Below are 12620 nucleotides of genomic sequence, written 5' to 3' on the forward strand. Positions count from 1 at the left end.
TGACATCCTTATTTTATGTTTAACTTATAGCAACTAAACAAGCGTAGGAAGGAATCGTCCGATACCGTATAGGGGGCGTGCGGAGCCCCCTATACGGTATCGGACGATTCCTTCCGGCGCATATCGACTCTGGCCGAGGAGCTCGATATCCAAATCCATACCCATCTGCACGAAAGCGAGGAGGAAGTCACCCAAGGACTCGCCCAATACGGCGTGCGCCCGTTCGAGCGCTTGGACAGGCTCGGATTGATGTCCCCCCGGCTCATCACGGTCCACATGACCCAACTACGAGATAGTGAAGTGGAGCGGCTCGCCGAATGCGGGACCCATGTCGTGCACTGCGCCGAATCCAATCTCAAGATCGCCTGCGGCATCGCCCCGGTGAGGGAATTGAACCGAGCGGGGGTCAATGTCGCGATCGGCACCGACGGGGCGGCGAGCAACAACGATCTCGACATGATTCAAGAGCTGCGGACCGCAGGCTTGCTCGCCAAGGGGATCACCGGCGATCCCACCGCCGTCCCCGCCCACCGCGCTCTCGAAATGGCAACCCTCGGCGGAGCCCGGGCCATCGCCCGCGAGGATGAGATCGGAAGCCTGGTGCCGGGCAAAGCCGCGGATATCATCGCCATCGATCTCGGGGCGCCGGAGACGCGGCCGGTCTACAACCCCGTCTCCCAAGTCGTCTATGCCGCATCGAGAAGGCAGGTAAGCCATGTCTGGGTGGAAGGAGAGCCTTTGCTGGACAACGGCGAGTTACTCACCTTGGACGAACAGGCGATTTTGGAAAAGGCGGATCGCTGGCAGCGCAAGATCATCGGCTCGAGTGCTTGAACAGTCGTTCGTCGCTTGCGATTGGAGCCCCTCTTTTGCCTTGGGCTGCATCCCGACGATTGCATCTCGATCGATGAGAAGAGATCGGAGAACTCGAAAACAATGATCGATGCGGTACCGAGCGACGCCCCCTTCGATGCCTCCTCCGAGACGCAAGCCGAATCGCCTTCGAATACCGACGAGGCGGATGTTGCGAGATTTTCCAAGTTGGCCTTCGAGTGGTGGGACCCTCAAGGATCCTTCCGCCTGCTGCATCGACTCAATCCGATACGATGTGCCTTCGTCGCCGAGCGCATCGATCTCGACGGAGCGTCGGTGGCCGATATCGGGTGCGGAGGCGGGCTGTTGAGCGAAGCGCTGGCCTTGCGCGGAGCGAGGGTGCTCGGCATCGATGCCTCGAGCGAGACGATCGCCGTCGCCGAGGATCATCTCGAGCGCACGTCCACCGCCATCGACGGTTCGATCTCCCTTGCCTACCGGACGGGGACCGCCGAAGATCTCGCAGGGGAGCGCCCCGGCGCGTTCGATCTCGTGACCTGCATGGAATTGATCGAGCACGTCCCGGATCCGGAATCCTTGGTCCACGCCTGCGCCACCCTCGTTCGCCCCGGGGGACGGGTCATCTTCTCGACCATCAATCGCAATCCGAAATCCTGGCTTTTGGCGGTGCTGATGGCCGAGTATGTCCTTGGCATGCTCCCCAAGGGCACCCATGACTACGCCCGTTTCGTTCGCCCCTCGGAACTGGCGAGGTGGGGCAGAGCCTGTGGCCTGATGGCCGAGAAGATCGACGGAATTTCCTGGTCGCCGGTCAAGGGCGGCTTCGGGCGAAGTCGAGATAGCTCCATCAACTATCTGATCTCCTTCATCGCCGGTCGGCCTCGGAGGTCGAGCCTTGGGGATTCACTTTAAAGGACTGCAGCTCGATGGCTAATATGGCTTCCTTCAAGGCGATGCTCTTCGATCTCGACGGCACCTTGGCCGATACCTTTCCCGATCTCGTCCTCGCCTTGGAGGAGAGCTTTCGGCAGGCGGGAAGGATCGGACCCGACGAATCGCTGTCGATCGATCGCCTTCGTCCCTTCGTTTCCAAGGGCGCGCGATCGATGGTCGTCGCCGCCTTCGAATCCGAACCCGCTCCCGACCCCGATATCATCGAATCCCTCCATGATCGCTTTCTCGCTCTTTATCTGGAGGGGATTGCAAGAAAAACCCGCCTTTATGCGGGCATCGATCCCCTCCTCGAGTGGCTCGAGGAACGAGGTCTCATCTGGGGGGTGGTTACCAACAAACTCCTCGATCCCAGCCTTCGGCTGCTTGCCGCCTTGGGGCTCGATCGGCGGGCGGCCTGCATCGTCGGCGGCGACAGCGCGGCGCGCGCCAAGCCCCACCCCGATCCCATGCTCCTCGCCTGCGAGCGCATCTCGATCCTCCCCGAAGATATCGTCTTCGTCGGCGATGCGCGCACCGATATCGAGGCCGGAAGATCGGTAGGAGCCCTGACCGTCAGCGCCGGATGGGGCTATATCGACCCCGCCGACCCGCCCTCCGCTTGGGGGGCGGATATCCATGCCGACTCCCCCCATGAATTGCTCGATCGGGCGATGCGCGAACGATTCGCCCCGCACGCATGATGTCCACTTCGAAGCCCTTGTATCGCCGCCGTGCAAACGAAGCCGGATGATTCTTTGGAGCGAGAGCATGCCCCGCCCGGCTCCGCCGTCTACTACGCCACCCTTTTCGCCGGCCGAGGACCCTTCGCCCATCGATATCGGCGGGAGGCAAGCATCGCCCTGCATGCATTGAGGGAGCGATGGCTCGATATCATCGCCGATACCGGCGAGCCCCATATCAAAGACCACAAGATCAACTGGTGGAGCGACGAGATCATGGAGGCCAGAGATGGCCATCCCCGCCATCCGGTCTCGATCGCATTGAGTCGCCATGCCGGAAGGGAATTCTGGCGAAAGCCCGAGGTGATCGGCATGCTGCGAGCGGCGGGCGATGCCGTGGCCCATGGGCTTTCGCAAAAAAGGGATGTGGAGGATTTTTGCCGTGATTTCGGAGGCAATTGCCTCGCCCTCAAATACGGTCTCGTGAATGCACCGCAATCCGCCTCATCTCCGAGCGAAGACCCCTCGCCCCCCCTGGATGCCTGTACGAAAGATGCAAGCAAAGTAGCAGCCCTTGCCGCCTGCGGAAGAGCCCTCGAACGGGCGATGCTAGCCAATCCACCCCCGAGTCTTTGGGCGGGACTGCAAGGACTCTTCAAGGCAAGCCCTGCGGATCTCGAAGAAAGAGCGAATACCGCTTCGCACGAAGAAGGCGATGACACCGCAAAGACTCATCGACAACGAATCCGAGGGGCCGGCGATGCGCTGAGCGAAGCCCTCGCCCTCATCTCCCCCGCAAAGGATTCCCTTTTCCTCGAAACCGAAATCCTGCTGCGGATCAGACAAGCGGAAATCCGCCTCGCATCAAACCTCGACAAGCCCCGCCCGACCTCGATCACCCCCTTGCGCAAACTCTTCATCGCTTGGCGATGCGCCCGCAAAGCCAAGGCTCATAAACAACATCGATCTTGAATGCTTTCTCGGTTGGTATCGAAAACCGATCGTTCAAGGCAATCGCTATGATGAAAAAGTTCGATCATCGTTCCTGAAGATCAACGATCACTGTACCGAGGTCTTATCCGGGTATTCGCATAGATCGTGGATCGGGCATTGCGAGCAGTGCGGGCGGCGGGCGGTGCAGATATAGCGTCCATGCAGGATCAGCCAATGATGGGCGTTGTGCAAGAACTCCTTGGGTAGCCGTCGCAGCAAGCGATCCTCGACCTCTTTTACATTCTTGCCGGGGGCGATTCGGGTGCGGTTGGATACCCGGAAGATATGGGTATCCACTGCCACCGTCGGTCGGCCGAAGGCGGTGTTGAGCACCACATTCGCCGTTTTTCTCCCGACCCCGGGCAGGGCTTCAAGATCTTCTCGTACCGCAGGCACTTGTCCTTCATGGCGTTCGAGAAGCAATCTCGAGGCTTTGATCACGTTTTTCGCCTTGGTATTGAACAGCCCGATATGGCGGATATGGGTGCGCACCCCATCTTCGCCGAGCGCCACCATCGCCGCCGCATCGGGGGCGGCTCGAAAGAGATCGCCGGTAGCTCGGTTGACGCTGATATCCGTCGCCTGCGCCGAGAGCATCACCGCGATCAGCAGTTCGAAGGGCGATGAATATTCGAGTTCGGTGGTCGGGGAAGGGTTCGCCTGCGCCAGCCGCTCGAAGATCATCCGTCTTTTGGCGGCGTTCAAGCCTTATCTCCGGCTCGTTGGCGATCGAAAGATTCTTTCGTCAAGGAGGGGGATCGACGGGCTCGCTCTCGCTTCAACGCCGCGGCGATCACCGCGCGTCGCCGCTCGATATCGAGCGAGGCGTCATCGATCCCCGTTCGGGGGGTTGCCGCCCCCTCGGTGGGCTTCGATGCCTTGGACGGGCGGGATCGCTTGGAGCGCCTTCGAAAGGCGAGATCTCCTGTCTTTTCGCGGTCGAGGTGGCGTAGGTAGCTTCGTTTGGCTCGCGGTGCGCGCTCGCTTCGGCGACGTTTTTCCCATCTTTCGCGCCATGGATCTTCGGCTTGGTCGAGCGGGGAATCGCGGGGGATCAGATGAATGCAGTCCATCGGGCAGGGATCGATACAAAGGGCGCAACCGGTGCATTCGGCGCCGAGCACGGTATGCATCCAACGCTTGGCCCCGATGATCGCATCCACCGGACAGGCGGGGATGCAAAGGGTGCAGCCGATGCAGGCGCGCTCGTCGATCGATGCGATCGGGGGCGGGAATTCCGCCTCGCCGCAATCGAGATCCAAAGGCAGGACCGGAAGCCCCAAGAGATTCGAAAGGTCCGAGATGGTTTTTTCGCCGCCCGGGGGACAACGGTTGATCGAAGCATCGGCGAGCGCTATCGCTTCGGCGTAGGGGCGGCAAGCCGGATAGCCGCAACGAGCGCACTGGGTCTGGGGCAAAAGATCGTCGATGCGATCGATCAGCGTATTCGAATCCACAAGCCTCGAGCCACCCTTTTCTTGCGCGCTTTTCGATCGACGAGTCTTGCCATTCGATAGCCGCTTTATTTCCGATATACACGCGTGCCCGCAAGGCTCGTCGGCATCACCTCACCCGCATGCCGGGGCGAGCGCCTTCGTCGACTTCGAGCACAAAGACCTGCTGCGCCGAATCATCCGACCCCGCCGATAGCATCATGGCTTGGGATACCCCGAAACGCATCGTTCGAGGGGCCAAGTTGGCGACGATCACCACATGCCTGCCGATCAGCGATCGGGGCTCGTACGCGGCCCGGATCCCGGCGAATATCGTGCGTGGATCCTCTTCGCCGACATCCACCTGCAGCTTGATCAACTTATCCGAACCCTCGACGGCCTCGGCTTCGATCACCTTGGCCACCCGCAGATCCACCTTCATGAACTCCTCGATTCCGATTCGATCCGCAATCCCGGAAGAATCCGGGGAGGCAGATCCGTCTTGGTCGCCGCTCGATTCGGGGGCGGCTTCCACCGAGGAGGCGACCATGGCCTCCAAGGTCTTGGCTTCGAGGCGGGTCAGCAGCGGCTCGAAGGGGGCTATCTTTCGATCCAACAAGGCGGTGGCGGCATCGTCCCAACCAAGCGGATTCGAGCGAAGGAATTCCCCGGCGCGTTCGGCCATCTCGGGCAACACCGGAGATAGCCAGATCATGATCGCTCGGAAGAGATTGAGTCCCCCGGTACAGACCTCGTGCACCTCGGGCCAGGTCGCCTCCTCCTTGATCAGATTCCACGGCTTGCGGTCGTCGATATGGCGATTGACCCGATCCGCAAAGGCGCTGATCTCGCGCATGGCCTTGGCGAATTCCCGCGCCTCGTAGAGGTCCGCGATACGCTTCGAGGTCGGGGCGACCTCGTCGAAGAGTTCCTTCGTTCCTTCGAGTCTCGCCGCCAGTTTGCCGTCGAATCGACGGTGGATGAAGCCTGCGCAGCGCGAAGCGATATTGACCACCTTGCCGACGAGATCGGCATTCACCCGCTGACGGAAATCATCGAAATTGAGATCCATATCCTCGATACCGCTCGCCAGCTTGCAGGCGAAGTAATAGCGCAAGTATTCGGGATCGGCATGATCGAGGAAGGTTCTGGCCTTGATGAAGGTGCCGGTGCGCTTGGACATCTTTTGGCCGTTGACGGTCAAAAAGCCGTGTACGAAGACATCGGTGGGCATGCGAAAACCGGCTCCATGCAGCATCGCAGGCCAAAAAAGGGTGTGAAAATAGGCGATATCCTTGCCCACGAAATGGCAAAGTTCCACCTTCGAATCCGGCTTCCAAAAAGCGTCGAAGTCGAGCTCGGGATCGCGATTGCATAGATGACGGAAGCTCGCCATATAACCGATCGGGGCATCGAGCCAAACATAGAAATATTTTTTATCCTCGATACCGGGGATCTCGAAGCCGAAGTAGGGGGCATCCCGGGAGATATCCCAATCCTCCAAGCCCTTTTCGAACCATTCGTCGAGCTTGTTGGCAATCTCTTTTTGCACCGGCGGGGTCGATCGAGGCGATGCGCTCGTTTCCACATTTCTCTCGCCCCGGATCCATTGCCGCAATATCGTCTCGAAATCCGCAAGGCGCACGAAATAATGCTCGGATTCGCGCATATCCGGGGGCTCGCCCGAGATCACCGATACCGCATCGCTCAGATCCGATGGGCTATAAGTGGCTCCGCAGACTTCGCAGTTATCCCCGTATTGATCGGGGGCGCCGCAATTGGGGCAGGTGCCCTTGACATAGCGATCCGGGAGAAACATCCCTTTGGCGCGATCGAAGGCTTGCAGCACCCGGCGAGTGTCGATATGCCCGGCATCGCGCAAACGGGTGTAGATCAACTCGCATAATTCTCGATTTTCCGCCGAGTGGGTGGTGTGGTAGTTATCGAAGGATATCGCGAAATCCCTGAAATCGGCGCGGTGCTCCTCGCCGATCCTATCGATCAGATCCTCCGGACTCATGCCTTCCTGCTCCGCCTTGAGCATGATCGGGGTTCCGTGACCGTCGTCGGCGCAGACATGGATGCAGCGATGCCCGCGCATGCGCAAATAACGCACCCAGATATCGGCTTGGATATATTCGACCAAGTGGCCGATATGGATCGGACCGTTGGCATAAGGCAGCGCGCTGGTCACCAACAAGGTGCGCCGGGGACGAGGATCCGTTGATTCGGACATGGCGATCGACAATCCTTAGGGCTATGACGAGGAGGGGTCGGGCTTTTCGGGCGGGGGATCCGCTTCGCCCCATGGTTCGGATTCGAAGATGGTTCGGATTCGAAGCATCGAAAAGGGGTTCGACGGGTGCGATTATGAACCTTTTTATCCCCCTTCGCCCGAGGTCTTTGCATCCGACTTGCATCATCGGCTCGGGGGCGCCCCTTGCAAGACCCTTCGAAGAGCCTTGCAAGGACCTTTGACCTGCGACTCGATGTCGAGAGCCTTCGAGTCGATGCCCCGAAGAGGCGCCGGTCTCGATCGGCACCTCTCGATCGTCGACTCTCGATTGGCAAAGCGTGCGCTTTTCGCCCCTCAAACCGCATCGGGAGGTGTAGAATCCGCTACTTCAAAACTCGAAATCGCCTTAGTCGCCTTACCCTTCTTATCATCTCGACCCCGAGCCCTTGCCGGATCGACCCTCCCAATCACCGCCTGAACGGAGCGCGAAGATGTCCGACCCCTTGCGCGATCGAATCGAACAAAGCATCAACTCTTACAGCGATCCTTATAGCGAGAGCAGTTTGAAAAGCGCCGGGGCACTCAAATCCTTGGAGATCGATGGCGGAAAGGTCGAAGCGGAAATCATGCTCGGTTTTCCCGCCGCCGGCTATCGAAAGACCTTGGTCGATGCGCTCGAAGAACGCATCTCGGCGATCGAGGGGGTCGAGGAGGCGAGGGTTCGCGTGGATTGGAAGGTCGCCTCCCATGCGGTTCAGCAAGGCTTGGAAGCCCTCAAGAACGTGCGCAATATCATCGCCGTCGCTTCCGGCAAGGGCGGGGTGGGAAAATCCACCGTCGCCGCCAATCTCGCCCTCGCCCTATCGGCCGAGGGCGCGACCACCGGGGTATTGGATGCCGATATCTACGGGCCGAGCCAACCGCGGATGCTCGGGGCGCAGGGCAAGCCCGATTCGCAAGACGGGAAATCCTTGGAACCGATGACCAGCTATCGCATCCAGTCGATGTCGATCGGTTATCTGATCGAAGAGGATACGCCGATGATCTGGCGCGGGCCGATGGTAACCCAGGCCTTGGAGCAACTCCTGCGCGATACCAACTGGCGCGAGCTCGACTATCTGGTGGTGGATCTACCGCCCGGTACCGGTGATATCCAGCTCACCTTGGCCCAGCGCATCCCGGTCAGCGGGGCGGTCATCGTCACCACCCCGCAAGATATCGCCTTGCTCGATGCGCGCAAGGGATTGGCGATGTTCGAAAAGGTCAAGGTACCGGTGCTCGGCATCATCGAGAATATGAGCATCCACGTCTGCAGCCAATGCGGCCACGAAGATCATATTTTCGGGGCCGGAGGGGGCCAGCGCATCGCCTCGGAATACGGCGTGACCTTGCTCGGGGATCTGCCGCTGGATCGTCGTATCCGCGAGGATGTCGATTCGGGACAACCCACCGTGGCCCGCGATCCCGACAGCCCGACGGCAAGGAAATATCGCGAAATCGCTCGCAAGGTGGCGGCCAGGCTTTCGATGCGGGCGCGCGATTACAGCCAAGCCTTTCCCCGCATCGTCATTCAATAAGGCCCTCGCCTACCTTGGGATCGACGACGACTCCCTTTTTCGAGCGCGGGCGTCGTTCTCGCGGTTTCGTTTCCCGGCCCGCCTTCGAGCACCAGCGATGAGCATCAAATCCGATCGATGGATCCGCGATATGGCGCATGCCATGAAGATGATCGAGCCTTTCGAGGAGCGCCAGATCCGCGAGAAAAACGGCACCAAGGTGATCTCCTACGGCACGTCGAGCTACGGCTATGACATCCGCTGCGCCAATGAATTCAAAATTTTCACCAATATCAACTCCACTGTCGTCGATCCCAAGAATTTCGACGATTCCAGCTTCGTGGATGTGATCGCCGATGTCTGCACCATCCCCCCGAACTCCTTCGCCCTGGCCCGCACCATCGAATATTTCCGCATCCCCAGGAATATCCTCACCGTCTGCGTCGGAAAATCCACCTACGCTCGCTGCGGCATCATCGTCAACGTCACTCCCTTGGAGCCGGAATGGCGAGGATATGTCACCCTCGAATTCTCCAATACCACTCCGCTGCCGGCGAAGATCTACGCCAACGAGGGAGCGGCGCAAGTGCTCTTCTTCGAATCCGACGAGGATTGCGATATCTCCTACCAAGACCGCGCCGGAAAATATATGGAGCAAGAGGGCGTTACCCTGCCGCGCGCATGAAAGCGGTGACCATCGATCCATGAGATTCGAGGGGAGCGGGGTGAAAATGGCTCTCGATAAGAAAAATCCGCTCCCTTCCACCCCCTCGCCCGATGACCCGATTCCTCATGGTCCGCCCCCGGGGGCGATGCGTCGGCTTTGCGCCTTTTTCTACGATTCGCTATCGCTCTTCGCAATCCTCTTCGCCGCCACCGTCCCCGCCCTCGCCCTGACCGGTGGGGAGGCGATTCGCCCCGGGAATCCGCTCTTTCTTTTTTATCTGCTGGGCGTGAGCTATCTCTATTTCGGCCGGTGCTGGACCCGTAGCGGGCAGACCCTCGGGATGCGGGCGTGGAATATAAGGCTATGCACTCGCCACGGACGGCGTATCGACTGGAGGCTGGCGTTGCTGCGCTTCATCGCCGCCATCCTTTCGCTGATTCTTGCGGGCATGGGCTTTTTATGGTGTCTTTTCGATCCCGAAAAACGCACCTTGCACGATCGTCTATGCAATACCGTGATCGAATACATCCCCTCTCATCGCCTCGATGCCGCAAAATCGCCCGCACCTTAGAGGCCCCCTTGCCGGGAAAGCCCGCTAAGGGATCATCCGTCCGTAGCGGTGGCGGCATCGGCAACGCCCTACTCCATCGACGGCCGGGAACGATCGAGGCGGAATCGAGGCGGTGGCGATGGTCATGTTCGCCTGAGCAACCACAATCCGACGATCAGCAATGCAAGGGTCGGGGCGAAGGCGCCCAAGATCGGGGGAAGACCGTAGACGATCCCGGCCTTGGCACTGATTTGCCCGAGAACATGCACCCCGATGGCCAACAGGCATCCGGCGATGATACGAAGCCCGACCCCGGAACCGCCCAATCGGCCGAAGACCAAAGGCACCGCAACCACGATCAGCGCAACGATCGAAAAAGGATAGGCCAGCTTCGACCACAGGGCGATTTCATAACGATCGCCTTCAAGACCGTTGCGCTTCAAATAACGGATATGGCGGACAAGGCCGATCGCCGGCAACTGATCCGGGGGCGTCGAGAGGGCGGTGATGATCTCGGGCTCGAAAGCCACCGGCCAATCCGCTTGCGCTGCGACCGAAGAGACGATTCCTTCGAGGGAAATATCCTTGCGCTGCAGATCCTCCAAGACCCAGCCGCCGTCCTTGCCATAGCGTGCGCTTCGGGCGGTGATCTCCGCTTGCAAACCCCGCTCGGGATCGATCTCGTAGATCGTGATCCCCTCGATACGATTTGCGCTCACCGTGCGTCGCAGATGGATGATGGTGTCCTTGCCTTGCAGCCAGACCCCGATATCGTGCGCAGCATCGTTGCCGAGCGCGCGATCGCGATGCGCCTTCGAAATCCGCTCGCTCCAAGGAACGATCGTCTCCGCGATCACCACCGCAACGAGGATCAAGGGCAAACAAGCGCACAGGACGCAAACGACCAATCGCAAGGGCGACATCCCCGATGCGCGAATGACGATCAGCTCCTTCGATGCCGCCAACGAGCCGAGCCCGGTCAAAGTCCCGATGATCACCGCAAAGGGGAGAAGCAAGAAGATACGAAGGGGCAGACCGAGCAGCATTTGCTCCAGGGCATCGACGAATCCGTAGCCGCCTCGACCGACATCCTCGAGATCGCCGACGAATGCCAATACCGTCAGCAAGGCCACGAGGGCCGCCAAGACCAACGAGATGCTGCCGCCGACGCATCGGGCGACATAGCGATCGACGATCTTCATCGGCGGCGATCCATCGATCCCCTCGGATCGTCTTGTAAAGCGGCGGATCCCGGATCGTCATCGACCCCGCCTGCGCCGGATCGACGAGGATCGAGATGGGACGATCCCCGAGATCGCCGCGGTCTTCGCAATCCTCCGGCGATCTGCCGGATCGAAAGGATCGCGATCAGCAACGCCATCGAGACATGGGCGGGCCACGGTCCCACCCAAGCCGGGATGCGGCCTTGATCGACAAAGGCGTCGAGGATATTGACGGCGTTGTAATAGGCGAAATAGATCACGATGGCGACGACCAATCGCAGATAACGCCTCTCCTTGGGAGAGGTACGAGCCAAGGGCACCGCCAGCATCCCGAGCAGAATGATCGAGACCACCGTGGACAGGCGGCGCTGCAACTCCGCTCGATAGGCCGGATCCGAAGAGGCGATCAGATCCATGGTGGCGATGGCCTTGACCTTGGCGGAGACGGCCGAGAATTCGCCCGCTTGGCGAATCCGCACCCCGTAGGTCGCAAAGCGACTCACCGTGAAGCCGCGCTCGTTCGTCGATGCCGAATAGCGCTCGCCCCTTTCCAACACGATATAAAGAGCGCCGTCCTCGGCCTCGCTTTGCCGAGCCTCGCGGGCGCTGAGAATATAGGACTCGTCGGCATCGCGCACGCGCACGAAGATATCGAACATCCGACCGGTTTCACCGTCGATCCGACCGACGAAGACCACCCGGCGGCCACCATCGAATTCCCGAAAGCGTCCCGATACGAAGAGATCGGTTTTCGCCTTCTCGCCCGCCTCGTGCACCAGCTCCGCTCGTATCGACACCGCGGCCGGGGAGACGAAGAAGGCGAGCAGCCCCCCGACGAGGGCGAAGATCGAAACGAGCCCCAGGATGCTTTGAAAGAAATACCCGGGGCCGATGCCTCCGGCCTCGAAAGCGACGATCTCGCTATCTCGATGAAGACGTCCCAATGCGATCAGGATCGCGATATAAAGGGCGATCGAGAGGATGGTCGGCGCATGCTCGATGAGTTTCAGCGCCAACATTTCGACGATCAGCTCCGGCGCGAGCGAACCTGCGGCGGCATCCCCCAAATAGCGACCGAAGCGGTTCGAAGCGTAGATCAGCATCAAGGCCGAGAAAACCGCGACCGATATCAGCCAAATTTCACGATAGAGGTAGCGCCTGATGATCAAGATTCGATCTCCGCTGCGAAATGATCGGAAGCGATATTGAAAAAAACGATTCCACCAAAAGATCGATCATCATCGAGGCAAAAACCAAGGTAAAGGACCGCGCTCGAAAAACGTCGAAGGCTCGAAAGACGATGGGGATCGAAACGCGGCGGCGAGCCGAGCGATCGCCTCGAGGCGGCTTTGCGAGCGAAGTTCGAAGCCTTGATTCGAAGGAGCGCGGACTTTGCCTGCGCGCAAGAAGCGCAACGCCCGCTCGGTTTCTTTTATGATCCGCATCATGCTCGCGATCTTGGCTCGTGGCTCTTTCGGGCGTTCGATGGGGATCCAAAACCTTGGATACTCGCAA

General features: G+C 59.9%; 10 protein-coding genes and 2 pseudogenes. 7 read left to right on the forward strand and 5 right to left on the reverse strand.

Translation table 11 applies throughout. The features are described 5' to 3' along the window. Positions 1 to 96: 96 nt before the first annotated feature. The 4 genes and pseudogenes from BF99_RS0115050 to BF99_RS22145 form a co-directional block, all read left to right on the forward strand. Positions 97 to 834: pseudogene (locus tag BF99_RS0115050) on the forward strand (amidohydrolase family protein); the annotation flags it as partial. A gap of 102 nt (positions 835 to 936) precedes the next feature. Further along, a complete protein-coding gene (ubiG, locus tag BF99_RS21120) occupies positions 937 to 1746 on the forward strand; it encodes a bifunctional 2-polyprenyl-6-hydroxyphenol methylase/3-demethylubiquinol 3-O-methyltransferase UbiG (protein WP_081759306.1) in 810 nt (269 codons plus the stop codon). Between the two features lie 14 nt (positions 1747 to 1760). Next, positions 1761 to 2468, forward strand: a complete 708-nt coding sequence (locus tag BF99_RS0115060; RefSeq protein WP_081759300.1) for an HAD family hydrolase — start codon at positions 1761 to 1763, stop codon at positions 2466 to 2468. Between the two features lie 30 nt (positions 2469 to 2498). After that, positions 2499 to 3419: a hypothetical protein gene (locus tag BF99_RS22145; RefSeq protein WP_025771599.1), complete on the forward strand. Its 921-nt coding sequence runs from the start codon at positions 2499 to 2501 to the stop codon at positions 3417 to 3419. Between the two features lie 87 nt (positions 3420 to 3506). On the opposite strand, the gene nth is transcribed toward BF99_RS22145, so the two are convergent. The 3 genes and pseudogenes from nth to metG form a co-directional block, all read right to left on the reverse strand. Then, positions 3507 to 4145, reverse strand: coding sequence for an endonuclease III (gene nth / locus BF99_RS0115075; RefSeq protein WP_025771601.1), 639 nt, complete (start codon positions 4143 to 4145; stop codon positions 3507 to 3509). A gap of 349 nt (positions 4146 to 4494) precedes the next feature. Beyond that, a pseudogene (locus BF99_RS24030) lies at positions 4495 to 4897 on the reverse strand (RnfABCDGE type electron transport complex subunit B); the annotation flags it as partial. A 106-nt stretch (positions 4898 to 5003) separates the two neighbouring features. Beyond that, positions 5004 to 7109 carry a methionine--tRNA ligase gene (metG, locus tag BF99_RS0115085; RefSeq protein ID WP_025771603.1) on the reverse strand — a complete coding sequence of 702 codons (2106 nt, stop codon included), beginning with the start codon at positions 7107 to 7109 and terminating at the stop codon, positions 5004 to 5006. A gap of 491 nt (positions 7110 to 7600) precedes the next feature. Here metG and apbC point away from each other — a divergent pair, with 491 nt between their 5' ends. From apbC to BF99_RS21130, 3 genes are all read left to right on the forward strand, one after another. After that, positions 7601 to 8686 carry an iron-sulfur cluster carrier protein ApbC gene (gene apbC / locus BF99_RS0115095; protein WP_025771607.1) on the forward strand — a complete coding sequence of 362 codons (1086 nt, stop codon included), beginning with the start codon at positions 7601 to 7603 and terminating at the stop codon, positions 8684 to 8686. A gap of 97 nt (positions 8687 to 8783) precedes the next feature. After that, positions 8784 to 9350, forward strand: coding sequence for a dCTP deaminase (gene dcd, locus BF99_RS0115100; protein WP_025771609.1), 567 nt, complete (start codon positions 8784 to 8786; stop codon positions 9348 to 9350). A gap of 46 nt (positions 9351 to 9396) precedes the next feature. Continuing rightward, positions 9397 to 9903 carry an RDD family protein gene (locus BF99_RS21130; protein ID WP_081759307.1) on the forward strand — a complete coding sequence of 169 codons (507 nt, stop codon included), beginning with the start codon at positions 9397 to 9399 and terminating at the stop codon, positions 9901 to 9903. Between the two features lie 122 nt (positions 9904 to 10025). Here BF99_RS21130 and lptG read toward each other — a convergent pair whose 3' ends face one another. Together lptG and lptF are read right to left on the reverse strand one after the other, a co-directional pair. Continuing rightward, the gene (lptG, locus tag BF99_RS22150; protein WP_025771613.1) at positions 10026 to 11084 is read right to left on the reverse strand and encodes an LPS export ABC transporter permease LptG; all 1059 of its coding nucleotides are present in this window, start codon (positions 11082 to 11084) and stop codon (positions 10026 to 10028) included. Next, positions 11081 to 12274, reverse strand: a complete 1194-nt coding sequence (gene lptF, locus BF99_RS0115115) for an LPS export ABC transporter permease LptF (protein ID WP_025771615.1) — start codon at positions 12272 to 12274, stop codon at positions 11081 to 11083. The genes lptG and lptF overlap by 4 nt, the downstream gene beginning before the upstream one ends. Between the last annotated feature and the right edge of the window lie 346 nt (positions 12275 to 12620).

This window comes from Thioalkalivibrio sp. HK1, assembly GCA_000583135.1.
In the GTDB taxonomy this organism is placed as follows: Bacteria; Pseudomonadota; Gammaproteobacteria; order HK1; family HK1; genus HK1.